Source organism: Providencia sp. PROV175, from assembly GCF_032707045.1.
GTDB classification, from domain to species: Bacteria; Pseudomonadota; Gammaproteobacteria; order Enterobacterales; family Enterobacteriaceae; genus Providencia; species Providencia hangzhouensis.
This window is the reverse complement of sequence record NZ_CP120533.1, coordinates 3,148,709-3,175,102: the sequence shown is the minus strand read 5'-3', so window position 1 is coordinate 3,175,102 and position 26,394 is coordinate 3,148,709. Positions and strand designations below refer to the sequence as shown.

The following is a 26,394-nucleotide window of genomic DNA, read 5'->3' as shown; positions in this document are numbered from 1 at the left end:
TTAATATTAATGAGATGTTTTAATGGGTGTAAATACTGATATAAAAATTGAAAATAAGGTGGGTATATTCACCTTATTTTTATGGTGACTACAAAGAAGCGTTATTTACACTTTCATTGGGTATGATAGCGTCTTGTTTTAACTTATCTTTTAATATGGTAACTTTTTCCGATTGATGAGGAGGATTTTTAATTTGAGCATGGCCAGATAAAACCCCACCTTTTTTAATTGATAAGCTACTGTAATGGATAGTACCGTGGATTTCGCCATTATTTTCAATACAAATAGTATCAGATAAGTATTCACCTTCAATACGACCATTAACCACCAGTTCTTTGCAGGTGATATTTCCCGTAACTTGGCCGTTTAACATAACTTTAACCGTATTTTCTTTTCCTGTTATATTTCCAATGACTTTTCCATAGATATGTACTTGCTCATTAGAGGTAATATTCCCTTCAAAAATAACGTCCCTAGAGATAACCGTATTCGATTTTTCTTCACTAATAGTAGGCGTTGATAGTGTAATTTGTTCTTCTATCTTTGCAGTCACTTCAGGCTCATTACTTATAGAAGGGGGCGTCGATGTAGGCGTGGGCTTGTTTTGTCTTTTGGTGAACATTTTACTTACCTTTTTTTGATTGAAGTATACGATCAAGAATAGCACTGATAATACGAACGAAAATAAGGTGATAGAGAAATAGCTAAAAAACCACCCTATTAAAGTAAGAAACCAGAAGAAAAAACTTGTGTTGAGAAAAAGATATGTTTTTTTCATCAGATAATCTCTTACAAATTACTAAAATACGTAATTAGTTTAGTCAATAAATGTAATTGTACATTTAAAGTGTATTTTAACTTTATGACTACATTTGAATCATCAACTTTCTAAATTATAGTTAAAATAATAGAAAGGAAATAAAATAATTTTTATATAGTATGAAAAATTAGAAAACATCTATAATGTTATTTATATACCACTTTGATATATAAGTATAATTCTAGATGATAGAATATATTCATCAGTGAAATAATATAAGGGTTTTGATTTGAATTGCAACTATTATAGTTTCTAGGAAAATTTTTTTTTAACTAAAAATTGTAGTGATAAATAGTTAAATTTAAGTTACTCATCATAAATTATCACTAATTGAGTGAAAAAAATATGGATATTTGAAATAAAAAACCCTGATAAAGTTTATTATCAGGGTTTTGGTATTTTTAACCATTACGTTTTATCAGCGATGGTTGAATACTATTACTCTTTTGCTTCGTGTGCGTCAGCATTATCACGGCAATCACCATCTGCGCAATGACCATATAGATATAAACTATGGTTAGATAGTTTAATGCCATGGCGAGCAGCGATATTTTTTTGGCGAGTTTCAATGGATTCGTCAGTAAACTCAATCACTTTTCCACAATCTAAACAGATTAAATGGTCATGGTGATGTTGCTGAGTTAACTCGAATACAGATTTACCCCCCTCGAAGTTGTGACGGGTTACGATACCTGCATCATCAAATTGGTTTAACACGCGGTATACGGTTGCTAACCCGATCTCTTCGCCCATATCGATCAGCTTTTTATAGAGATCTTCCGCACTGACGTGGTGGCACTCAGGCTCTTGAAGTACTTCCAAAATTTTTAATCTTGGAAGAGTGACTTTGAGTCCAGCATTTTTCAATGCTTTGTTGTTGTCTGTCATGCGGGTTTGTCCTGTATCTTAAATCATAAATTTAACAATAATGAGACATTTTTAACATCAATACAGTTGTCTTCTAAACTGATTTACAATTATAGGCATGGAAAATAAAAATAGAAACCATGCATTGTCTCATTATTTTGATAATCTCTTGAGAACCTATCCTATTAGGATACCTTATCGGTTATTTTAGATTACGCCGCTGGCTTAGTGATTCATTTTGTACAAGACAGTGGTGTAATCTATGGGTAAGGTTTCTTTATATGATCTATTAGCCTAAAATTTCAGCTAAAGACATTTCTTCAGAGATTTGTTTTACCCATGCATCAACACGTTCATCAGTTAGCTCAGGTTGACGATCTTCATCAATAGCTAAACCAATAAAGTGGTTGTCATCTGCCATACCTTTGGATACTTCAAAGTGATAACCTTCTGTTGGCCAATGACCAACAATAACAGCACCACGAGGCTCAATAATATCGCGGATCGTACCCATAGCATCACAGAAATATTCAGCGTAGTCTTCCTGGTCTCCACAACCAAATAAGGCGACAAGTTTACCTTCGAAATCAATTTCTTCGAGAGTAGGGAAGAAATCATCCCAATCACATTGAGCTTCACCATAATACCAAGTTGGAATACCGAGAAGTAGAATATCAAAAGCTTCAATATCTTCTTTACTGCATTTTGCGATATCGTGAACTTCTGCTACATCTTTGCCCAATCTTTCTTGGATCATTTTGGCAATATTTTCTGTGTTACCTGTGTCACTTCCGAAGAAAATGCCTATGACTGCCATAAAGTGATTAACCTCTTGTTTTTCTAAGAGGACTAGAAGTGAAAATTCGCCTTCTAGAGCCCACTTAGAACGAAAATAGATAGAATATTACGCCTTATTCTGGCGAAAAAATGATGCTAAGTCTGTCAAATTTGTGTGATTTATCAAGATAACGTTATTTGAGTATTGATGTGTTAACATGCTCAAGTTGTGACATCAAAATTTCTTCGATCAATTCACTACGGCTTATATTTTTATCTTCAGCTAACTGATTCAATATCACGACAGCTTCTTCGTTCAGTTTCAATTCAACTCTACGCAATCCTTTCACTTTATCTCGTTTCAGTTGGTTGCGTTTGTTGATCCTCAGTTGTTCATCCCGTGATAGCGGGCTTGTTTTAGGTCGCCCAGGCCTTCGTTCCTCAGCGAACAAATCTAGTGTAGTTCGATCCGTTTGTTCTTTTGCCATGTCTATAACTGCTAAAAGGGTGTGCCAGTAATTCAGCGCGCCATGATACCCTAGCTAATCCCCTTGTGCTATAGCTTCATCTACGATGATTTGATTTAATCGGTTGTAAAATGAGCGCTTTTAGTAAAAAAGCACCACTTGCTATAGGTGTGATGCTTTTTTATCCGTGTTATTGCGTTTGTTGGCGCCATAAATTGGCGTATAAGCCATTTGATTTGAGCAAGTTTTCGTGTGTATCCATTTCGTGTACTTCTCCTTGGCAAATAACACATATCCTATCAGCATGCATAATCGTGTTGAGTCGGTGAGCAATACTAATGACTGTTCTTCCTTGCGTAATTAAAGGCATATTTTCCATAATGGCAGCTTCTGACTCGTAATCGAGCGCAGAAGTGGCTTCATCGAGAATTAAAATGTCTGGTTCGGTGAGTAAAGCGCGCGCAAGTGCAATTCTTTGACGTTGACCACCTGAAAGGTTCAAGCCTTTTTCTGATAAGGGATAATTAAAATTATCAGGCAATGCCATAATAAAGTCATATGCTCCAGCTAATTTTGCTGCGTGAATAACTTGTTCGTTAGTCGCTTGCGGGTGGCTTAAACGGATATTCTCTGCGATAGAACCGACGAATAAAGTGCTTTCTTGTAATACAACGCTCATTTTTCGACGTAATGACACAGTATCTGCGACAGCTAAATCCATGCCATCAACAATAACTTGCCCATGTTGTGGTACATAAAGTCGTTGTAATAATTTCGTTAAGGTGCTTTTTCCAGAACCAGAAGGGCCAGTAATCCCAATAAATTCACCAGAATTAACCATTAATGACAAATTATTGATAACTTCAGGCGTATCAGGTTGATAACGAAATCGGATGTTTTGAAACTCTATTTTTCCGTGAATATTTGAAGTGTTTGCAATCCCTTTACGTTCATTTTCTACAGGTTCATCAAGAATATCTCCCACCCGACGCAATGAAATGATGGTATGTTGGAAATCTTGCCAAACTTGAGCAAATCGCAATACAGGTTGTGTAACATGCGCGCTTAGCATATTAAATGCCACTAATTCGCCAGGAGAAATCCCACCGTTTAATACCTCCTTGACACCAACCCACAAAAGAATTGCGGTAGTTATTTTACTCACAAGTGTCATTAACTGAGAGGCAACTTCACTGCGCATTGATACTTTAAAGCTTTGAGTTAGCTGCTTGCTAAATATTTTTTTCCAGCGTTGATTAAAGTATTTTTCTGTTGCTGTCGTTTTTATGGTTTCAATCCCAGTAATACTTTCGGTGAGAAAAGTGAGACCATTTTCATCGGCTTGGTAAGATTTTTGAGTTTGTTGGCGAATGATTGGGCCTAAAATCATCCATAAAACAAAAAATACCCCCATAGAGCCCAATAAAATCCAAGCCATCAAACTACTGTAGGAAAATAAAACCGCGACAAAAAGGATAACAAAGATAAAGTCAATGAATAGCATCAGTGTCGAGCCCGTTAAAAACTGCCTTATATGAGCTAATTCACGGATCCTTGCGATAATTTTCCCTGTTGGCCTTAGCTTAAAATAATTTAAAGGTAAGGCCATTAAATGGCGATAAATTTTTCCTGATAATTCAGCGCTTATCTGGCTACTACTATGACTAAAAATCTTATTACGAATAAAACCATATATCGGCTCTGCAACAGCAATGGCAAAAATCGCCAATGCAATAACGTGTAAATTTGAGAGACTGCGGCCAACTAACACTTTGTCGATTAAATTTTGAAACAACAGTGGGCTAATTAAGGCGAAAAGCTGAATAATGGCAGAGAGAATAAAAATATTTCGTAATTTAACATGTTGTCGCAAAATAGAGGGAATAAACCAGCTAAAACCAAAGGCCTTTTTTTGCTCCGGTTCTAATTGCTCCTTAATGAGTACTATGTCAAATTCAGCTTGTTGATGCCCAATCGAATTATAAATAGGTTTTCGTTCATCATTAGTCGGGTTAATGAGTACCAATTCATTTTCTTGGCTAATTACTTGCCAGAAACCATCTATATAGATTAAAGCGGGCAAAGGTAGTGTTCTTAATTGCTTATATTGTGCTGCAATAAGCTCGGTTTCATACCCCAATATTTGTGCGCATTCTCTAATTTCCCACTCAGTAGGGGATAAAGTTTGCATACCAATAGCATGTCTTAGTTGGTCAGATGAAACATTGTTTTGATAATATTTAGCCACCCAAACTAAGGCATCCAAACCATGATTATTTAACTGTTCCATCGATTATTTTTCTCTCATCGCGTTTGAGGTGTATTCATTGATTGGGCTAAGTAAGTAATCAATAATACGGCGTTTATCTGTTTTTATTTCTGCCACAATGGATAAACCGGGTGTCAGTTCAATAGACTCACCATCAACTACTAGTTCTTTTTGCTTAAGACCGATTTGCCCTAAGAACACTAATCCAAGATTTTCATCGAGAGTACTGTCACGAGAGACGGAAATCACTTCCCCTTCAACTGTGCCATAACGAGTGTAAGGGAAAGCATCTATTTTCACCTCTGCTCTTAACCCTTCATGGATGAAACCAATATCTTTATTTAAGATTTTAATTTCAGCTAGTTGAACATGATTATTAGGTACTATAGCCATTAACTGCTGTGCGGGTTGTAACACTGCACCTATAGTGTGTGTAGCAAGTTGTTGTATCGTGCCATCAACGGGAGCCCGTATGATTTCTAATTGGTTTCTTTCTTTATTTTTTAATAGTTCTTGCTCAAGGGAAGCCCGCTTAAAGTCAGCTTGTTTGTATTTTTCATCCCACTCTTGGTTTTTTTGGGCTTTAATTCTGTCTACCTTTTCATTTAAGGCTTGATACTGGCTTTTCAGAATGGAAAGCTCAGATAATTTGGTGACTTTTTCTTTTTTAGCGATTAATAGTTCTCGCTCTTGTTCTAAAAATTCCTTCTGGCTGATCAACTGCTTTTTAGTTAACGAATGGTGTGCATCGAGACGCTTTTTGATGTTTACGATGAGGGAATTGATAGTGAGTAATTCGTCTTTTCTAGCTTGCTGATTGACAGTATTTAATTGAATTTCATTATTAAGTTCATTAATTAATGAATCAAATTCTATTTTTTGTGTTTGATAGCTAGCCCGTGTATTGTTTTGTTCTAGTTCAGTTAATTGGTCAAATAAAGGTAATTGCTCAATAGGCTGTTGTGAAATCAATGCTTGATAAATTAATATTTCGGCTACATGGAAGTTATGTTGGTAATTTAAACTCAGGATATCTTGGTCAACACCTAATACATTGACAGTTATTAAAGGATCCCCTTGTTTTACTACTTGCCCATCAGTGACATGAATATGTTCTAAACGACTTAATTCAAACGCTTGAATTAACTGTGTTCGTCCTGAAACAATAAGTTTACCTTGCGTGGTTGCTTGAATATCCAACTTACCAAAAAATGACCAAGTCACAGCAAGAAAAACGCCTACACTAATAGAAATAGCGACGTATAGTGCCAAGTAAGACGGTGGTGTTTTTAATATCGCCAAGTGTGAAGGCAAAAAGCTGTTATAACGGTTTTTGTCTAATCGATGTTTCATTTTACGTCCATGTCTGATTTCAGAGACTGTTGTAGAGTCCACAAATGTTTATAAAAATTACCTTGTTCAATAAGTTGCTGATGGCTACCTTGCTCGATAATTTCACCATTTTGCATCACAATGATCCGCTGGTGATGGCGAATAGTTGATAGGCGGTGAGCAATTGTGATGATGGTCCTTCCTTTTGCAATAATATGCATATTTTCTTGAATAACGGCTTGGGATTCGTCATCTAAAGCGCTAGTTGCCTCATCAAAAATAATCACTTTAGGGTTGGAAAGCAGTGTTCTAGCAATAGCAATACGTTGGCGTTGGCCGCCAGAAAGTGATGTTCCCCCCTCGGCAAGAACGGTGTCGTAACCTTTTGGTAATTTCAAAATAAAATCGTGTGCTCCCGCCATTTTGGCGGCATGAACGACTTCGTCCATGGAGGCATCCGGTGAGGTTTGAGCGATATTGTGAAAAACAGATTGGCTGAATAAGAAATTTTCCTGTAAAACAATACCAATTTGTTGTCTAAGGGAGTGCAAGTTAATCGCAGACATGGGGGTTCCATCCACAAAAATAGCACCACTTTCAGGGGTATAAAGCCGTAGTAATAATTTAGCGAGGGTGCTCTTACCTGACCCTGATGTCCCAACAATACCAATAGTTTCTCCCGCTTTAATATTTAAATTAAAGTTTTTTAGAACAAATGGCATGTTAGGTTGGTAGCGGAACGAGATATTTTTTAGATTTAAATGCCCTTGAAGAGATAACTTATTTTCTTGCTGTGATTGTTCGGTAGGTAAGTTAATAATTTGGGAGAGTTTTTCGATAGCGACACTGGTTCGAATGTAGTCCCCCCATAGTTTAGTTAGTTTGATGAGGGGCTGGTTAGCGTGGCTAACCATCATGTAAAAGGCAATAAGCTGGCCAATCGTCATCTGCAATGCTAAAACTTCAGAAGCACCAACCCACAAAACAATAGCACTGGTGATTTTTTCAATAGCCATCACTAGATGTTCAGAGCGGGAGCTTATTTGCCCTGATACAAAGTTAGTTTGGCTCATATCAGCGGTTTGGCCGTCCCAGCGACGAGTGAAATTTGGTTCGACGGATAAGCTTTTGGCTGTTTCGATCCCATTGATACTTTCGGTCAAAAAAGAGGTGTTGATGGCAATATTGGTGAACTGTTGTTGTGCAGCAGATTCAATTTTAGGCGTTAACCACCAAGCTAATAAAAGATAAAAAGGAATAGAACACAAAAATATTATTGTGAGTGTTGTGGAGATCAAATTCATCACAAAAATAAATACAAATAAAAATAGCACATCGACACATAGAGTAAAAAAGCTGCTGGTTAAAAATTCACGAATAGTTTCGAGCTCTTTTACTCGGGTGACAATTGCGCCTATTTGCCTGCTTTTAAAAAAGGGAATAGGTAGTCTCAGTAAATGATTCACCAGCTTCAAGCCAAGTGTCATATCAATGCGGTTAACAGTGTGATGATAAATATACTCACGTAACCCTTTCAATGTCACTTCTATTAACGCCGCAATAATTAACCCAAAAATTAAAACGTCCAATGTGACTAAGCTATTATGAACGAGCACTTTATCCATAATAACTTGCATAACAATAGGGGAAACTAATGCGAGTATTTGTAATATAAATGAAAAGAATAAAACCCACAAAATAATAGGTTTGTATTTCATAAATTCAACTTGGAACCAGGTAATGTCAAATTGACCCTGCTTAAGGTTTACTTCTAACCAATGACCATTCCATTGTTGATTCAGCTCATCAATACTCCATATCTCTGGCGGGGTATTCCCAAATTGCTGAATGAGTACTTGTTCTTGATTGCAGTTAGCTAATAGAATGGCTTCTCCTTTGGTATTATATAAAATAGCAGGGCATACGATTTTAGTTACATTTTTATTCTTCTGATATTTATTCCTACAGCGAATGGCATGTTTCGATTTAATAATGTTAAGTTTTTCATTATAACCAATAGATTGATTGAGTGTTTGTTCTAGTTCTTTAGGATTTACTTGCCCTGATAACTTAGCAATAACACTAATGAAGTATAATGTTGATTTTGATTTGAGACTATCCATTTTCTATATTAATAAATTCCTTAAGTTATTTGAATTTTTAATTCCAAATTTGCATTGATAAAATATGCACTAGATAGTAATAAGGTGGAGTAGAATTTGGATAATACAGGGTTTGTAATTCGCTGTGTATTGAAGTTAGTCTTATTATGTAATTAATAAAGTAATTATATTTAACTACAAATATATTTAAAGATATTGAAAAGTTATATATCTTTTCAATATCTATATTTAAATGTGAACAATTATTCAGGGATAGATAAAAAACGATGAATGGCTCTTAAAACATGGTCTGGTTTTTCTGCATGAACCCAGTGCCCTGTATCAGCAACAACCCACGCTTTGGCTTGCGGAAATTGTTGTGCGATTTGTTCTTTATATTCAGCTTGTACATAAGGGGAATTTCCTCCTGGGATTAACAGCACGGGTTTATTCCAGGCGGGTACTATTTCCCAACCAATAATACTTTCATAATTAGCTTTTAGGGCAGGTAAATTAAATTTCCACTCACCCTGTTTAAAGGATTTAAGCAGAAATTGGATAACACCATCCTCATTAATGTAATCACGCATAATCACAGTAGCTTCTTGGCGAGTTTTTGCATTTTTTGCTGTGACGGCATCAAGCGCCGCGAATATTTTATCATGACGACGGACTTGGTAAGCGACAGGCGCCATATCAATAGCAACGATACTATTAATAAAATTAGGGGCTATTGCTGTTGCCGCCATGGCGATTTTGCCACCCATAGAGTGACCAATTAAAATAGCATTTTCGTAACCTAAAGACTTTATTAGAGTAATAACATCTTGGGCCATTTGTTGGTAACTCATTTGCTCATCACGAAATGAGTCACCATGATTACGAACATCAATTTGAATCGTATCGAAATATTGTTGTAGATTACGTCCTAAAACACCTAAGTTATTGAGGTCACCAAATAACCCATGTATGAGTACAATAGGACTATTTGAGATTGGATTTTCAGGTTTATGGATAGTATGGTTAAGTAACACAGTCATATTTGTTTGATCAATTCGTCAGCGGTACATGTGGTCTTATCATGTCACGGCTATGAATAAAATCCAAATGGTCAAATAAGCTGCGATTTTGGCTGAGGTAAGTCAATGAGTCGATAATCAAAATATCCTTAGCCAATGAATTTCAGAAAATTGAAGTTGATCACTGAGACAAAATACTGGAAGTCATGGCATGATAACCCACTGAATTATCTTTGAACTTAGAATACTGTTTACTTTAAGTTATTGAAATTTTAATTGTTTTGTTTTTTTTAAATCTGTCTTATAATCACACCGCAAATTTTAGTTAAAAAAGTACTGGGAAAAAATGAAAACGATAGAAGTTGATGAAGAGCTTTACCGCTATATTGCGAGCCATACACAGCATATCGGTGAAAGTGCATCGGATATTTTGCGCCGTATGTTAAATTTCAAATCCGGGCAGCCAGTACAAGCAAAAGAAATTAGTCAGGAACATGCTGTTATTAAGGCTGAACCTGCGATGAGTACACCTGCTGTTGCATTAAACCCTGTTAGAGTCATTAGAGAGCTTCTGTTATCTGACGCTTATGCAGAAAAAAGTAAAGCGATTGACCGCTTTATGTTGATTTTATCTACTTTATATAGTTTAGATGCGAATCGTTTTGCGAGTGCAACAGAGTTAATGCATGGCCGAACTCGTATTTATTTTGCTGGTGATGAACAAACATTACTTGCAGCTGGTAAGCAATCTAAGCCGCGTCATATACCAGGAACACCCTATTGGGTGATCACGAATACGAATACGAATCGTAAACGTAGCATGGTTGATGCGATCATGCAGGAAATGCAATTTCCAACCAATGTGATTGAAAAAGTTTGTAATACTATTTAAAAACTGAAAGGCCACTGATGTTGATAACAAAGCATCAGTGCTTTGGGAGAAAACAAGTGACAATACATGAACGTGCAGGGCAGCTTCCGTTTCAAAGTGACTTGATCAATGTCGCTCAATTAACCGCTCAATATTATACGCAGCAACCACAACCCGATAATACATCTCAAGCTGTTAAGTTTGGCACATCAGGGCATCGTGGTAGTTCGTTGCGTAAAAATTTTAATGAAAACCACATATTAGCCATTGCACAAGCAATTGCCGATTTACGCAAAAAGCAAGGTGTAACAGGTCCTTGTTTTGTAGGGAAAGATACCCATGCGTTATCAGAAGCAGCGTTTATTACAGTGGTTGAAGTGTTAGCGGCAAATCAAGTTCATGTAATTGTTCAGGAAAATAATGGTTTTACGCCAACTCCAGCTATCTCTCACGCTATTTTAAGTTATAACCAATCACACCAAGATGTTGCGGATGGCATTGTGATTACGCCTTCACATAACCCACCTGAAGATGGCGGTATTAAATACAACCCTGCGAATGGCGGGCCGGCTGATACCGATTTAACTTCTGTTATTGAAAAAAATGCAAACCAATTGCTAGTCAATAACCTGGAAGGGGTTAAAAGAGTCAATTTTGATACAGCGATGGCGAGTGAATACGTTATTCAGCAAGATTTGGTTATGCCTTATGTCTCTGCATTAGGCGAAGTTGTTGATATGCAAGCGATTGCTAAGTCTGGTTTGAAAATTGGTGTTGACCCACTAGGCGGTTCCGGTATTGAATACTGGAAAAAAATTGCTGAATATTATCAATTAGATATTGAAATCGTAAATGACCAATTAGACCAAACGTTCCGTTTTATGCCTTTGGATCATGATGGTGTTATCCGTATGGATTGCTCATCAAGTTGGGCAATGGCGGGTTTGCTTGGGATGAAAGAAAAATTTGATTTAGCTTTCGCTAATGACCCTGACTATGACCGTCATGGCATTGTTACCCCCGATGGTTTAATGAATCCAAATCACTATCTTGCTGTGGCAATCGACTACCTATTCCAACACCGCCCTCAGTGGGGAAAAAATGTTGCGGTAGGGAAAACACTTGTCTCAAGTGCGATGATTGACCGTGTTGTTAATGATATCGGTCGTGAATTAGTTGAAGTGCCTGTAGGGTTCAAATGGTTCGTTGATGGGTTATTCAGTGGACAACTAGGTTTTGGCGGTGAGGAAAGTGCTGGGGCATCATTCTTAAAATTCGATGGCACACCTTGGTCAACAGACAAAGATGGTATCATTCTTTGCTTACTAGCTGCGGAAATTACGGCGGTTACCGGTGAAAACCCGCAGCAGCGTTATAATAACCTTGCCAAAAAATTTGGGGCACCGATTTACAACCGTATTCAAGCGAAAGCTACTCACGAAGAAAAAGCGAAGCTGAGTAAATTATCACCGGAAATGGTTGCAGCAGATACATTGGCAGGAGATAAAATTACACAGCGTTTAACCGCAGCCCCCGGTAATAATGCGCCAATTGGTGGTTTAAAAATCATGACTGATTATGGCTGGTTTGCAGCAAGGCCATCAGGCACGGAAGAAGCGTATAAAATTTATTGTGAAAGCTTCCGTGGAGAAGAGCATTTACGCCAAATAGAAAAAGAAGCGATTGAGATCGTAAGCAAAGTTATTCGCTAATTTTTAATCTTCAATAAAAGACATTTCAATGAATATCCCGAAACACAGCGCAATGATGTAATTCGGGATATTATCGCTTATTTATTGTTAATTTCTCCATAAAATGGTGCTTGTCGAGAGTGTGACAAGATTAACAAAATTCTTTTCCCCATTATCAAAAAATAACCCCCCTTTCATTTTTGGGATTGCTGACAATAACCGTTGCAGCTAAAGGCTTGGAGTGGTACAACTTTAATTATCTGAGTGAATTTTATTAACCATAATTGAAGATGGATAGGGTGAGGTCAATGAGTCAGGTTTATAATTTCAGTGCAGGTCCAGCTATGCTACCTGTTGAAGTCATGCGTCGTGCTGAACAAGAGTTTTGTAATTGGAAGGGTTTAGGCGTTTCTGTCATGGAAGTTAGCCATCGCGGAAAAGACTTTATCGAAGTGGCAACAGAAGCAGAGCAAAATTTACGTGATTTATTAAACATCCCTGATAACTATAAAGTTTTATTTTGTCACGGTGGAGCTCGAGCCCATTTTGCAACGTTACCAATGAATTTACTAGGTGATAAAACGACCGCAGACTACATTGTAAGCGGCTATTGGTCAGAGTCAGCAGCAAAAGAAGCTGAAAAATACTGTACACCTAATGTAATTCAAATTACTGAAGAAAAAGATGGCATTGTTAGTTTAAAACCTATGAAAGAGTGGCCATTAAGTGATGATGCCGCTTATGTTCACTATTGCCCAAATGAAACCATAGGCGGTTTAGCTATTCATGAGGAACCTGACTTCCCTGAAGGTAAAATTATTGTTGCTGACTATTCCTCTTCTATCTTATCTAAACCGATTGATGTAAGCCGTTATGGCGTAATTTATGCGGGAGCTCAAAAAAATATTGGGCCAGCTGGATTAACTATCGTTATTATTCGAGAAGACTTGCTCGGTAAAGCTTCGCCTCAGACTCCATCTGTATTTGATTACACGGTATTAGCAAAACACGATTCAATGTTTAATACTCCACCGACCTTTGCTTGGTATCTCGCGGGGATGGTCTTCAAATGGTTAAAAGAGCAAGGTGGTTTGCAAGAAATGGCTAAGCGTAATTATGAAAAATCACAATTACTCTACAATGCAATTGATGATAGCCAGTTCTATATTAACCGTGTTGCGGTTGAGAACCGTTCTTGGATGAACGTACCGTTCCAAATGCAAAACCCGGCACTTGATGCGAAATTTATTGAAGAAGCCAAAGAGCAAGGCTTACTTTCTCTAAAAGGCCATAAAGTGGCTGGTGGTATGCGTGCGTCAATCTATAATGCGATGCCATTAGCTGGTGTACAGGCTTTGGTTGATTTTATGGCTGATTTCGAACGCCATAACGCTCAATAATGAGATTTGCCGACTGAAATAGGATGTTCAGTCGGTTATCTGTGCTCTTCTTATTTGACTTAAAAGAAAATAGAGCCAGATTTTATTTACTTGCAAAACTTCACTGGAGAAACTGCTTTTTATGCAATCCCTGACATTACAACCTATTTCTTCAATCAACGGCACAATTAATTTGCCAGGGTCAAAAAGTGTCTCAAACCGCGCACTATTATTAGCAGCGATGGCTAAAGGAACGACCACACTCACTAACTTATTGGACAGTGATGATATTCGCTATATGCTGAATGCATTAAGCCAGCTAGGTGTTAACTACCAATTGTCTGAAGATAAAACACGTTGTCGTGTGGAAGGTTTAGGTGGAAATTTATCTCATCCAGATGAAACAGAAATCTTTTTAGGCAATGCGGGAACTGCAATGCGCCCACTGACCGCAGCACTATCACTAAGCCGTAATAATATTATTTTAACGGGTGAGCCTCGCATGAAAGAGCGCCCAATTGGGCATTTGGTTGATGCGCTGAGGGAAGGCGGTGCAGAGATTGAATATTTGGAACAAGAGAATTACCCACCATTACGTTTAAAAGGTGGTTTTATCGGTGGCCAAATTTCAGTTGATGGGTCTGTTTCCAGCCAGTTTTTAACTGCGCTGTTAATGGCGGCACCGCGTGCAGAGCAAGACACAACAATTACAATTATTGGCGAGTTAGTCTCCAAACCTTACATTGATATCACATTAGCATTAATGAAAACGTTCGGTGTTAATATCGAAAATCATCAATATGAATATTTCGTTATCAAAGGGCAGCAACAATACCAATCACCAGGCGAATATTTAGTGGAAGGTGATGCTTCATCAGCGTCTTATTTCCTCGCTGCGGCCGCCATTAAGGGGGGCGTAGTGCGTGTAACAGGAATTGGGCGCAATAGTTTGCAAGGGGACACTAAATTTGCCAACGTATTAGAAAAAATGGGCGCGACTATTCGTTGGGGTGATGACTACGTTGAATGTGAACGCGGAACGTTGACAGGTATTGATATGGACATGAACGCGATCCCTGATGCGGCAATGACCATTGGAACGGTTGCCCTGTTTACTGAAGGCGAAACGGTTATTCGTAATATCTATAACTGGCGGGTAAAAGAGACCGACCGGTTATATGCGATGGCGACAGAGTTACGAAAAGTTGGCGCTGAAGTGGAAGAGGGGCATGATTATATTCGTGTTGTTCCACCGAAAAAATTACAACATGCTGAAATTGAAACCTATAACGACCATCGTATTGCAATGTGTTTTTCGTTAGTTGCATTATCAGATACACCAGTAACAATTTTGGATCCGGGCTGCACTGCAAAAACTTTTCCTGATTACTTCGAACAGTTGGCACGTCTAAGTCATTAATCTATTGATTGGGTTGATATTATTTTCTTTGATATCAACCTGATTTTTACGATTCAAATATCAACTTTTTCTTATTTTTTAGCAATCATCAGAACCTGCTTATTTCACAAATCTACTGAATTGGTATAATACCTTCACAGATTTTAATTGCGGGTAGCTAGGCTATTTGCAGAAAAGGAGATTTTTTATGGTGGCGATAGCCCCTGTAATCACCGTTGATGGACCAAGCGGAGCAGGTAAAGGTACGCTTTGCCAAGCATTAGCAAACGAGTTTGGGTGGCAACTTTTAGACTCTGGCGCGATTTATCGTGTATTAGCGTTAGCTGCGTTACATCACCATGTTGATATCCAATCCGAAGATGCGTTAGTTCCTTTGGCTGCAAATTTAGATGTGAAATTTGTTCCTGAAGATAATGTACTGAAAGTCATTCTGGAAGGGGAAGATGTTTCGAATCAAATTAGAACCGAAACAGTAGGAAACACTGCATCCCAAACAGCCACTTTTCCTCGCGTACGTGAAGCTTTACTCCGACGCCAACGTGCATTTAGAACCCATCCTGGGCTAATTGCTGATGGCCGTGATATGGGAACGGTGGTTTTTCCCGATGCACCGGTAAAAATTTTTCTTGATGCCTCCGCGGAAGAACGGGCTCATCGGCGGATGAAGCAGTTGCAAGAAAAAGGTTTTGATGTTAATTTTGAACGTCTTTTAAGCGAAATTGAAGAGCGGGATTTTCGTGATCGTAATCGCTCTGTTGCACCTCTTATTGCCGCGAAAGACGCATTAGTGCTGGATTCCACAAGTATGTCTATTGAGGAAGTTATTGAAAAAGCACACACCTATGCAAAAAAAATTCTACAATTATCGTGATAATAGGCTTTATTTTAGCTTATAATTAGATAATATACGCAGTTACCGCTATGTGATTATATTATTAGCATAGCATCAACCTTGCGACATGGAATGTTGTGGGGTATGTGAAACAACCCCATTTGGCGGGAAGCTAAGTGGACGTTAATTTAAAACTCTTGAAGATCATTAATATGACTGAATCTTTTGCTCAACTCTTTGAAGAATCCCTGCAGAATATTGAAACTCGTCCTGGTTCTATCGTCCGTGGTACTGTTGTTGCCATCGATAAAGACGTAGTCCTTGTTGACGCAGGTCTTAAATCAGAATCTGCTATCCCAGTAGAACAGTTCAAAAATGCTCAGGGTGAGCTAGAAATCCAAGTTGGCGACGAAATCGATGTAGCTCTGGATGCAGTAGAAGATGGTTTCGGTGAAACTATCCTGTCTCGTGAGAAAGCTAAACGTCATGAAGCATGGCTGATGTTGGAAAAAGCTTACGAAGAAGCTGAAACTGTAACTGGTGTTATCAACGGTAAAGTTAAAGGTGGTTTCACTGTTGAGCTGAACGGTATTCGTGCGTTCTTACCAGGTTCACTGGTTGATGTACGTCCAGTTCGTGATACTACTCACTTGGAAGGCAAAGAGCTTGAGTTCAAAGTAATCAAGCTGGATCAGAAACGCAACAACGTTGTTGTTTCTCGTCGTGCTGTAATTGAATCTGAAAGCAGCGCTGAGCGCGATCAACTGCTGGAAAATCTGCAAGAAGGCATGGAAGTTAAAGGTATCGTTAAGAACCTTACTGACTACGGTGCATTCGTTGATCTGGGCGGTGTTGACGGCCTGCTGCATATCACTGACATGGCTTGGAAACGTGTTAAACACCCAAGCGAAATCGTCAACGTTGGTGATGAAATCAATGTTAAAGTTCTGAAATTCGACCGTGAGCGCACTCGTGTTTCTCTGGGTCTGAAACAACTGGGCGAAGATCCTTGGGTCGCAATCGCTAAACGTTACCCAGAAGGTACTAAACTGACTGGTCGCGTTACTAACCTGACTGACTATGGTTGCTTCGTAGAAATCGAAGAAGGCGTTGAAGGTCTGGTTCACGTTTCAGAAATGGATTGGACTAACAAAAACATCCACCCATCTAAAGTTGTTAACGTTGGTGATGTTGTTGAAGTTATGGTTCTGGATATCGATGAAGAACGTCGTCGTATCTCACTGGGCCTGAAACAGTGCAAATCTAACCCATGGCAGCAATTTGCAGAAACTCACAACAAAGGCGACCGCGTTGAAGGTAAAATCAAGTCTATCACTGACTTCGGTATCTTCATCGGTCTGGACGGCGGCATCGATGGCCTGGTTCACCTGTCTGACATCTCCTGGAACGTTGCAGGCGAAGAAGCAGTTCGTGAATACAAAAAAGGTGATGAAATCGCAGCTGTTGTTCTGCAAGTCGACGCAGAGCGTGAACGTATTTCTTTAGGTGTTAAACAGTTAGCTGAAGATCCATTCAATAACTATTTAGCAGCAACTAAGAAAGGCGCAATCGTAACTGGTAAAGTAATCGCAGTTGATGCTAAAGGTGCAACTGTTGAGCTGACACTGGGCGTTGAAGGTTACCTGCGTGCATCAGAAGCTTCACGTGACCGTGTTGAAGATGCAACACTGGTTCTGAACGTTGGTGATGATGTTGAAGCTAAATACACTGGTGTTGATCGTAAAAACCGTGTAATCAACCTGTCTGTTCGCGCTAAAGACGAAGCTGATGAGAAAGACGCTGTCGCAGCTGTGAACAAACAAGAAGATACAGCATTCGGCAACAATGCTATGGCTGAAGCTTTCAAAGCAGCTAAAGGCGAATAATTAAGTGGGGGCAACAGTAGCGTTGCCCCTTTGTAACGGTAGTTTAGGGAGGTACTATGACCAAGTCTGAATTAATTGAAAGACTGGCTAGCCAGCAGTCTCATCTTTCAGCAAAAACCGTTGAGGAAGCTGTAAAGGAAATTCTTGAGCATATGGCGGATACGTTAGCTAACGGTGAGCGTATTGAAGTCCGTGGTTTCGGCAGTTTTTCTCTTCACTACCGTGCTCCACGCGTTGGCCGTAACCCAAAAACTGGTGATAAAGTGGAACTAGAAGGTAAATATGTTCCTCACTTTAAACCAGGTAAAGAATTACGTGATCGTGTAAATATTTACGGCCAATAATCGGGCTGTAAATCTTAATTATTACATCAAAACAGTGCTTGTATTTTATACGGCACTGTTTTTTATTTCTGATCAACACCAACCCCAACACCAACCCCAACACCAACCCCAACACCAACCCCAACACCAACCCCAACACCAACACCAACACCAACCCCAACACCAACCCCAACACCAACACCAACCCCAACACCAACACCAACACCAACACCAACACCAACACCAACACCAACACCAACACCAACACCAATATATTTCTAAACTCTTAATGTAATAAAACAAATTCAAAACTACTTTTAGAGATATATACATGTTTTGCGAAGCGCTTCGCAAACTAATATGTACCTTTTTATAAAGAAAAAATATTTCGGGAAGGGCTACATAAAAGAGATGATAGAAACTTAAAAAATTTAGTATGAATAATTAAACTAGAGCTAATAAATCTATGTAGGGATACTAAAATTGATAAAAAATATCATCTACATAATGAGATGGTTAAATAATCCACTCAAAAAATATAATTTAATCTTTAATAAAAACTCACCTGTTTCGATGACGCTGGCTTCTATTGCTTTGATTTTAGGTACGTTACCACTTTTATTTATACCTGAAATTATAATGTTGAGTGAATTATTCCTTATCGTGTTATTTATGGTGCTGTTAATAATGCTCTTTCTATTGGGTAAGTTAGGAAAGTTCCTTGCATTAACTATTATGTTTTTCTTATGGGCTAATTGGCATGGAATTAATATCATTAACCATATCAATTATCTATCTACAAAAAATAACGATATTAATATAGTTATTGTTGGTATTTCATTAAGTGACAAAGAACAAAAAATCAAAGTACGTATTGATAAAATTAACAACCGCATTGTTTTCCCTCCTTTATATGCTACGTGGAAAACAAAGGAAACAGTTTGCGCTGGGCAGTTGTGGCGAATCAATGGCACTGTAAAGCCACTACACAGCTCACTAAATGAAGGAGGATTTAACCTACAACGTTATTATTTGGCTAATAGAATCATTGGAGTTTTGAAAAGTAAGAAAATAGAATTATTAAAAAAGGATTGTTCTGTAAGACAAAAAGTTATCCATAATTATATGGAGCTAATTAATTCATTATCTAATAAAGGGATTATTTATGGACTAATGTTTGGAGATAGAAGTTTGTTGGCAGTAGAACAAACATATTTACTACAGAGAACAGGTTTAACACATTTAATGGCTATATCAGGCTTGCATATTGGGTTAGCTTACTTGTTTGGCTTTCTTATCACTCGAGGGATTCAATATTTTTTACCAATAAAGTATGTCAATGAAACACTACCAGTAGTAATTGGTATAGGGTTAGCAATTTTTTATGCATGGATCTCTGGCTTTGCTATCCCTGCGACTCGAGCATTATTTGCCCTACTATTATGGGTATATATCAGAAATAAGCCTGCAAGGTATTTTGCTTGGCAATGGGCACTGTGGAGTATCGCAGGAATATTATTATTAGACCCATTAGCTATTTTGTCAGATAGTTTTTGGTTATCTAGTTTCGCTGTGCTAGCCATTCTTTATTGGTTAACCATATTTCCACTACCATATTATTTATCTAAAGGTGTAAAGGGGAAAATTATAGGGTTAACCCATTTACAAATTGGCTTACTAGTCTTACTGATCCCAATGCAACTTAGTTTATTTAATGGTATTAATGTAATGGGGTTAGTGGCAAATATCTGGTTTGTCCCGTTAGTTTCTTGGTGTGTTGTTCCTGCTATTTTGCTCTTGTTTTTAGTACCAATAAAAGTGGTTCAGCAACCTATTTTATATACGATAGATAGGGTTATAGATATAGGGCTAAAACCATTACCTTATTTAAGTACCTTTTGGTCAGAATTTATCAATGTTCCCTATTATTTATTTTTAATATGTTGGTTAAGCATCATTGTTGCCTTATTTAAGTGGTACAAACGTTATTTTGGGCTTATTGGTTGTGTGGTTATTTCAATTTTCTTAGAAAGGGGAAGTGGTAAGCAATTCAAAGAAGGCTGGAAAATTACGGTATTAGATATCGGCCACGGGTTAGCGGTTGTGATAGAACAAAACAATTTAGCGTTACTCTATGATACAGGTAATGTATGGAAAGGGGATAGCAATGCACAGCGTCAAATTATTCCTTTCCTTAAATATCACGATATAACCCCAATTGGGGTAATTTTAAGCCATAATCATTTAGACCATACTGGTGGCACAAATTATTTAATCCAGCAATACCCATGGCTAAGTGTAAGAAGTAGCTTTGGTCCACAAAAAACGTCGGTAAATAGGGAAAAAACTAATAATCTAAAAAGTATGGAACACCTTCCGTGTTTTAAAGGCCAAAAATGGCAGTGGGGGATATTAACTTTTGAAGTATTATGGCCTGAAAAGCTAGCGCCAATATCACATAATGATGATTCTTGTGTTATTCAATTAACGGATGGGTTTCATAAAATTTTATTAACAGGAGATATCGAAAAACAAGGGGAAAAATCACTGGTCGCAATGTACAAGAATCGGTTACGTTCGACTCTTCTTTTCGCTCCTCATCATGGAAGCAGCACGTCATCAACTGATTTATTATTAAGAAATGTTCAACCTTCAATGGTGGTAGTCTCATCAGCAAGGTATAGTGCATGGAAAATTCCATCGCCAAAAGTCTATTTTCGGTATAAAAATAATAATATTAAATGGTTAAATACAGCGGAAGATGGCCAGTTAACTATATGGTTTAAAAAGGAAAAAATTAAAATTTCACGTTATCGCTATGAAATTCAGCCCCGCTGGTATCATCTGTGGTTTGGCTTACCGCTATTTCCCGAGTAGAATAGTGCGCTTACATTAAGTCTGGTAATTAAAAGTATGAATGATAAAGACCTTTCGACAAAACAAACTTTTCGTCGCTTGTGGCCGATAATTGCGCCTTTTAAAGCGGGTTTAATCGTTGCAGCAATAGCACTTATCATAAACGCAGCGGGTGACGCGTTTATGATTTCTTTATTAAAACCTTTATTGGATGAGGGCTTTGATAAAGCAGATAATGACGTTTTAAAATGGCTTCCGCTTGCGGTGTTAGGTTTAATGGTTGTTCGAGGTGGGTCTAGCTTTGTTTCAACCTATTGTGTTTCCTGGGTTGCAGGTAAAGTCGTGATGAACATGCGGCGTAAATTATTTGGTCATATGATGGGAATGCCTGTTAGTTTTTTTGACCAGCAATCGACAGGAACACTATTATCTAGAATTACCTATGATTCAGAACAAGTTGCATCTTCTTCTTCTGGAGCATTAATTACAATTATTCGTGAAAGTGCTTATATCATCGGGTTGTTTGCGATGATGTTTTATTATAGCTGGCAACTTTCTCTTATTTTAATCGTAATTGCCCCGATTGTATCAGTCACTATTCGTATCGTCTCTAAACGTTTTCGTAAGATTAGTAAAAACATGCAAACCGGAATGGGGCATGTGACGGCAAGTGCTGAACAGATGTTAAAAGGCCATAAAGAAGTTTTAATTTTTGGGGGACAGAAAGTTGAGACTGAACGCTTTAATAAAGTCAGTAACAACATGCGCCGCCAAAATATGAAAATGGTAACCGCTTCAGCAATTTCAGATCCTATTGTTCAGTTAATTGCATCATTTGCACTAGCATTTGTCCTTTATGCAGCGAGCTTTCCTGAAATTCGTGATGAATTAACATCGGGTACAATTGCAGTTGTTTTCTCATCAATGTTTGCACTGATGCGTCCTTTAAAATCATTAACTAACGTTAACTCTCAATTCCAACGTGGTATGGCGGCTTGCCAAACTTTATTTGCTATCTTAGATTCTGAACAAGAGAAAGATAACGGAACCAAAGTACTTAAAGAAGTTAAAGGTGATATTAAATTTGAACATGTTACCTTTACCTATGCAACCAAAGAGCATCCTGCGTTAGACGATGTTTCGTTTACTTTGCCAGCAGGGAAATCAGTTGCTCTGGTTGGGCGATCAGGTTCAGGTAAGTCCACAATTGCAAATTTGATTACACGTTTTTATGACATCGACGAGGGGTCTATTCAAATTGATGGGCATGACATTCGTGAATACACGTTATCTTCATTACGTAGCCAAGTCGCGTTAGTTTCTCAGCATGTTTATCTATTTAACGATACGATAGCGAATAATATTGCTTATGCAACAGACGGCAGCTACAGCCGTGAGCAAATAGAGAAAGCTGCAGAAATGGCCTATGCAATGGATTTCATTGCTAAACTTGAAAAAGGTCTAGATACCGTTATTGGTGAAAATGGTGTTATGCTTTCTGGAGGGCAACGTCAAAGGATCGCGATTGCTCGAGCACTGCTACGTGATGCCCCAATTCTTATTCTTGATGAGGCGACATCCGCGCTAGATACAGAGTCTGAACGTGCTATTCAAGCTGCTCTTGATGAGTTACAGAAAAATAGAACATCTTTGGTCATTGCCCACAGGTTATCGACGATAGAAAATGCGGATGAAATATTAGTTGTACAAGATGGACGAATCATTGAACGTGGTAACCATGCATCGCTATTAGCTCAAGATGGTGCATATTCACAATTACATAGTATTCAATTTAAACAATGATAGAACGTATTTGGTCTGGTAAATCATGGCTGTATCTCTTATTACTGCCGTTATCTTTCCTTTATGGGTTAGTAACGGTAATTAGAGATATGGTTTATAAAATCGGGCTAAAACGTTCATGGAAAGCCCCAATTCCAGTAGTAGTGGTTGGAAACCTGACAGCGGGGGGAAATGGTAAAACCCCTGTTGTTATCTGGTTAGTGGAATCACTTACTAAAGAAGGCTACCGTGTAGGGGTTGTTTCTCGAGGTTATGGTGGTAAATCTGAAAAGTACCCGCTGATACTCGATAAAACAACGACAACTGAAGTTGCAGGAGATGAGCCCGTATTAATTTTTCATCGTACTAAATCTCCTGTAGCGGTTGCCCCCAAGCGTAGTGATGCAGTTAAAGCCTTATTAGAGAAATTTCCATTAGATGTGATTATTACTGATGATGGGTTGCAGCACTATGCATTGCAACGTGACTACGAGATTGTCGTTATTGATGGCCAGCGTCGTTTTGGTAATGGTTGGTGGCTACCCGCAGGGCCTATGCGTGAAAGGGCTGGGCGTTTAAAGCGTGTTAATGCTGTCATTGTTAACGGCGGTGAAGCTCAAGAAAATGAAGCCGTAATGGCCCTTGAAGGCGATGTTGCTTATAACTTGGTGACCAGTGAAAAACGTGCAGTTACACAGTTACCTGCGGTTGTCGCAATGGCAGGTATTGGTCATCCTCCTCGTTTTTTTACCTCATTAGAAAACAAAGGGGTCGAAGTTATTAACACTCATGCTTTTGCTGATCACCAATCGTACGAATTAAAACAGCTTTCACCGTTAGTTAAAAATGAGCAAAACTTATTAATGACCGAAAAAGACGCGGTGAAATGCCGTGCTTTTGCACAACCAAATTGGTGGTTCCTGCCAGTACAAGCACAATTGCAGCCGATTGACGCTGAAAAAATCTTAAGCGGAATAAGAAAACTTATCACAAATAACAAAAAAACTTGTCTATAACGTTCCTCTGTGATAATAATATCTCCAATGTGATATAGATCTACTTATTATGTATCTAGATACAATACATTGATAATTGGATTTTATACTAGCTTAAATTTCACGCCCCGTTCTTTAGTTAGTCTTCATATCCTCGCGTAATCTACATTGTTAAGTCGCTGTCACTGCGTTTTGTCATCATAATGTCAAAATAGACTGTTAACTTCGCAGTAGATTAGCGGTGTCTGAAATCTATATATATGGGCGTTATAAAATATGCGCAATGATTTGTGCGCATGAATTGGTAAAGTTTAATTACTCTTTGATGTATTAATAGATCGGCATTTTATAAATGGGAAGCAAGAAAGAGTAATGATACAAAGATAAAAAAAATATTGTTCTCAGAACAAAAGGAGTTTTAATATGAATTTTCAATTACATATGGGTCGAGTTAAATGGTTTGACGCAAAAGAAGGTTACGGTTTTATTTCACCATTCAATGGTGGTGATGATGTATTTGTGACAACAAAGTCAATTGCTAATAAAAAAATCAAATCATTATTCGAAGGTCAAAACGTTGAGTTCTCTGTTACTCGTAATTCGGATGGCATAACGGCAGCTGACGTTATTGCTTATTAGATAATAAACAGAACAATTTCTTCTGCTTTTATCCTCTCATCTCTCGCAGGAGATCTTATTCAGGAAGATTAAAGTTAACGGTGATATCTGCATGTGATATCCTGACTCCAAGTGAGTTAAAATCCATTCGGGAGAAAACATGGATCACCGTTTACTTGAAATCGTTGCCTGTCCTGTATGTCACGGCAAATTAAGTTATAACAAAGAAAACCTCGAACTTATCTGTAAGTTTGATCATTTAGCCTATCCCATTCGTGATGGCATCCCTGTATTACTAGAAAATGAAGCGCGCCCCGTTTCATTAGATGAAGGTCAGTAATCCTCATGTTTACGGTTATTATTCCTGCTCGTTATGCCTCAACACGCTTACCAGGTAAACCTTTGGCTGATATCCATGGCAAGCCAATGGTTGTTCGAGTAATGGAGCAAGCTGTTAAATCGGGGGCTAGCCGAGTGATAGTTGCGACAGATCACTCTGATGTTGCTAAAGCGGTGATTGAAGCAGGTGGTGAAGCTTGTATGACTAACCCAAATCATCAGTCTGGGACAGAAAGACTAGCTGAAGTTATTGATACCTATGCTTTTTCTGACGATGAAATCATTGTGAATGTGCAAGGTGATGAACCTTTAATTCCACCTGAGATTATCAGCCAAGTTGCTCGTAATCTTCAGGGGAGTAAAGCTGAAATGGGGACGCTAGCTGTACCTATTAATGATGCTCATGAAGCGTTTAATCCAAATACTGTCAAGGTTGTTACTGATCACGAAGGTTATGCATTGTATTTTTCTCGGGCAACTATTCCTTGGGATAGAGACAACTTTGCGAAAAGCCATGATGTAATAGGGGATACCTTTTTGCGTCACATTGGTATATACGCTTATCGAGCAGGGTTTATTCGTCGTTATATTAAGTGGGAAGCAAGCCCATTAGAGAAAATCGAAATGCTGGAGCAACTTAGGGTGCTTTGGTATGGCGAGAAAATTCATGTGGATGTCGCGAAAACTACGCCAGGTGCTGGTGTTGATACCCCTGAAGATCTTGAACTCGTTAGAAGTCAATTTATTCAGTAGCCCACATTTTCCTAATAGCTCAAATAGCCAATATGCGATTTAGCTAAACAAAAGGTGTAATCTCAATAGATTACACCTTTTTTGCTACTATTCAGCGGTAACTGACTCAGGCGTAGCAAGTTGCTCTTCTAACGCCTGTGTATTATTGGGTTTTAAATGCCACCAAAGCGTACCAAGAAATTCATACCAAGCACGTTCACTATGGCCAAAGTAATAAGAGGAAGGGATATATTTCTCCCATGGATTAATTTCACTCGTGATAACCAACTGATTTGCGGGGGCAGGGAAAGGGTTCATTCCTCGTTGAGTAAACATAGTCATCGCTCGAGGTAGATGGTTAGCAGAAGTTACTAATAAAAAAGGAGATTTCCCAATGATTTTTTCAACTTCATAAGCTTCCTCTTGTGTATCTTTGGGTTCAGTGAGGGGAATTATATCTTGTGCGGGGACCCCCAAGGATTGAGCAACTTGTGCAGCAACTTCGGCACTGCTGATAGGACTACTCGCTTTACCGCCAGTGAAAATTAGTTTACTACCAGGGTGTTTAAGGTAAAGACGAACACCTTCAGTCACTCTAGGTAGGCTATTATTCAACAGATTGGAACTTGGACTCCAATCAGGGTTATACGTAAAACCGCCACCGAGAACAACAATATAACGTACATCTTGAGGTGGATTCTCAGTAATTAATTCATAGCGCTTATTGAATTGTTTTTCTGCTGGGGCAAGTAAAGTATCTGAAACAGGTTGTAACCCCAACAGAGTTATTAAAACTAAACTTAGGGTAGTAAACGCCTTTCCACAACGCTGCCAGCGTGTAAACCAAAGCAAAAGCAATCCGATAAACCCGATGATGAGTAATAATGGTAATGGCATCAATAGAGAACCAATATATTTTTTTAAGATAAATAACATAACTAAGCCTATTCTTAAGGGTTATCGATTAATCATTGTGGCAGTATCTACGGAAAAATATGCAATAACGCAGCGAAATTA

22 protein-coding genes are annotated in these 26,394 nt (G+C 38.3%); 13 read left to right on the top strand and 9 right to left on the bottom strand.

Going from position 1 to position 26,394, the window contains the following annotated elements:
* Positions 1-88: 88 nt before the first annotated feature.
* The 8 genes from P3L44_RS14410 to ybfF form a co-directional block, all read right to left on the bottom strand.
* On the bottom strand, positions 89-622 hold the full coding sequence (locus P3L44_RS14410) for a polymer-forming cytoskeletal protein (RefSeq protein ID WP_272661753.1): 534 nt from the start codon (positions 620-622) through the stop codon (positions 89-91).
* Positions 623-1,258: 636 nt separating this feature from the next.
* Positions 1,259-1,708 (bottom strand): ferric iron uptake transcriptional regulator, encoded by a 450-nt coding sequence (gene fur, locus P3L44_RS14405; RefSeq protein ID WP_004256285.1) that lies wholly within the window; start codon positions 1,706-1,708, stop codon positions 1,259-1,261.
* Between the two features lie 268 nt (positions 1,709-1,976).
* Positions 1,977-2,504, bottom strand: a complete 528-nt coding sequence (gene fldA / locus P3L44_RS14400) for a flavodoxin FldA (protein WP_004256261.1) — start codon at positions 2,502-2,504, stop codon at positions 1,977-1,979.
* Between the two features lie 154 nt (positions 2,505-2,658).
* Positions 2,659-2,952 (bottom strand): LexA regulated protein, encoded by a 294-nt coding sequence (gene ybfE, locus P3L44_RS14395; RefSeq protein WP_004256256.1) that lies wholly within the window; start codon positions 2,950-2,952, stop codon positions 2,659-2,661.
* 169 nt (positions 2,953-3,121) lie between these two features.
* A complete protein-coding gene (locus P3L44_RS14390; protein WP_140170793.1) occupies positions 3,122-5,221 on the bottom strand; it encodes a type I secretion system permease/ATPase in 2,100 nt (699 codons plus the stop codon).
* A gap of 3 nt (positions 5,222-5,224) precedes the next feature.
* On the bottom strand, positions 5,225-6,553 hold the full coding sequence (locus P3L44_RS14385; protein ID WP_272661754.1) for an HlyD family type I secretion periplasmic adaptor subunit: 1,329 nt from the start codon (positions 6,551-6,553) through the stop codon (positions 5,225-5,227).
* A complete protein-coding gene (locus tag P3L44_RS14380) occupies positions 6,550-8,655 on the bottom strand; it encodes a peptidase domain-containing ABC transporter (RefSeq protein ID WP_094960684.1) in 2,106 nt (701 codons plus the stop codon). Before P3L44_RS14380 ends, P3L44_RS14385 begins: the two co-directional genes overlap by 4 nt.
* A 242-nt stretch (positions 8,656-8,897) precedes the next feature.
* The gene (ybfF, locus tag P3L44_RS14375; protein WP_004256243.1) at positions 8,898-9,674 is read right to left on the bottom strand and encodes an esterase; all 777 of its coding nucleotides are present in this window, start codon (positions 9,672-9,674) and stop codon (positions 8,898-8,900) included.
* 325 nt (positions 9,675-9,999) lie between these two features.
* Between ybfF and seqA the strand changes: the two genes are divergently transcribed.
* From seqA to kdsB, 13 genes are all read left to right on the top strand, one after another.
* Positions 10,000-10,545, top strand: coding sequence for a replication initiation negative regulator SeqA (gene seqA, locus P3L44_RS14370; RefSeq protein WP_004256238.1), 546 nt, complete (start codon positions 10,000-10,002; stop codon positions 10,543-10,545).
* Positions 10,546-10,601: 56 nt separating this feature from the next.
* Complete coding sequence (pgm, locus tag P3L44_RS14365; RefSeq protein ID WP_094960685.1) at positions 10,602-12,236, top strand: phosphoglucomutase (alpha-D-glucose-1,6-bisphosphate-dependent); 1,635 nt, start codon at positions 10,602-10,604, stop codon at positions 12,234-12,236.
* Between the two features lie 287 nt (positions 12,237-12,523).
* Complete coding sequence (serC, locus tag P3L44_RS14360; protein WP_272661755.1) at positions 12,524-13,615, top strand: 3-phosphoserine/phosphohydroxythreonine transaminase; 1,092 nt, start codon at positions 12,524-12,526, stop codon at positions 13,613-13,615.
* 121 nt (positions 13,616-13,736) lie between these two features.
* The gene (aroA, locus tag P3L44_RS14355; protein WP_140170790.1) at positions 13,737-15,014 is read left to right on the top strand and encodes a 3-phosphoshikimate 1-carboxyvinyltransferase; all 1,278 of its coding nucleotides are present in this window, start codon (positions 13,737-13,739) and stop codon (positions 15,012-15,014) included.
* 187 nt (positions 15,015-15,201) lie between these two features.
* The gene (gene cmk / locus P3L44_RS14350; RefSeq protein WP_094960688.1) at positions 15,202-15,885 is read left to right on the top strand and encodes a (d)CMP kinase; all 684 of its coding nucleotides are present in this window, start codon (positions 15,202-15,204) and stop codon (positions 15,883-15,885) included.
* Between the two features lie 173 nt (positions 15,886-16,058).
* Positions 16,059-17,732, top strand: a complete 1,674-nt coding sequence (gene rpsA, locus P3L44_RS14345; protein ID WP_004909559.1) for a 30S ribosomal protein S1 — start codon at positions 16,059-16,061, stop codon at positions 17,730-17,732.
* A gap of 56 nt (positions 17,733-17,788) precedes the next feature.
* Complete coding sequence (ihfB, locus tag P3L44_RS14340; RefSeq protein WP_004256221.1) at positions 17,789-18,076, top strand: integration host factor subunit beta; 288 nt, start codon at positions 17,789-17,791, stop codon at positions 18,074-18,076.
* Positions 18,077-18,538: 462 nt separating this feature from the next.
* The gene (locus P3L44_RS14335; protein ID WP_272661757.1) at positions 18,539-20,932 is read left to right on the top strand and encodes a DNA internalization-related competence protein ComEC/Rec2; all 2,394 of its coding nucleotides are present in this window, start codon (positions 18,539-18,541) and stop codon (positions 20,930-20,932) included.
* 36 nt (positions 20,933-20,968) lie between these two features.
* Positions 20,969-22,714 (top strand): lipid A ABC transporter ATP-binding protein/permease MsbA, encoded by a 1,746-nt coding sequence (msbA, locus tag P3L44_RS14330; RefSeq protein ID WP_272661758.1) that lies wholly within the window; start codon positions 20,969-20,971, stop codon positions 22,712-22,714.
* Positions 22,711-23,709: a tetraacyldisaccharide 4'-kinase gene (lpxK, locus tag P3L44_RS14325; RefSeq protein WP_272661759.1), complete on the top strand. Its 999-nt coding sequence runs from the start codon at positions 22,711-22,713 to the stop codon at positions 23,707-23,709. The genes msbA and lpxK overlap by 4 nt, the downstream gene beginning before the upstream one ends.
* A gap of 402 nt (positions 23,710-24,111) precedes the next feature.
* Positions 24,112-24,327, top strand: a complete 216-nt coding sequence (locus P3L44_RS14320; protein WP_004256206.1) for a cold-shock protein — start codon at positions 24,112-24,114, stop codon at positions 24,325-24,327.
* Between the two features lie 139 nt (positions 24,328-24,466).
* Positions 24,467-24,646 (top strand): Trm112 family protein, encoded by a 180-nt coding sequence (locus tag P3L44_RS14315; protein ID WP_004256203.1) that lies wholly within the window; start codon positions 24,467-24,469, stop codon positions 24,644-24,646.
* Between the two features lie 5 nt (positions 24,647-24,651).
* Positions 24,652-25,398: a 3-deoxy-manno-octulosonate cytidylyltransferase gene (kdsB, locus tag P3L44_RS14310; protein WP_096864230.1), complete on the top strand. Its 747-nt coding sequence runs from the start codon at positions 24,652-24,654 to the stop codon at positions 25,396-25,398.
* An 87-nt stretch (positions 25,399-25,485) separates the two neighbouring features.
* On the opposite strand, the gene elyC is transcribed toward kdsB, so the two are convergent.
* Entirely contained in the window at positions 25,486-26,313 is an 828-nt protein-coding gene (gene elyC / locus P3L44_RS14305; protein ID WP_272661760.1) for an envelope biogenesis factor ElyC, read from the bottom strand.
* Positions 26,314-26,394 lie beyond the last annotated feature (81 nt).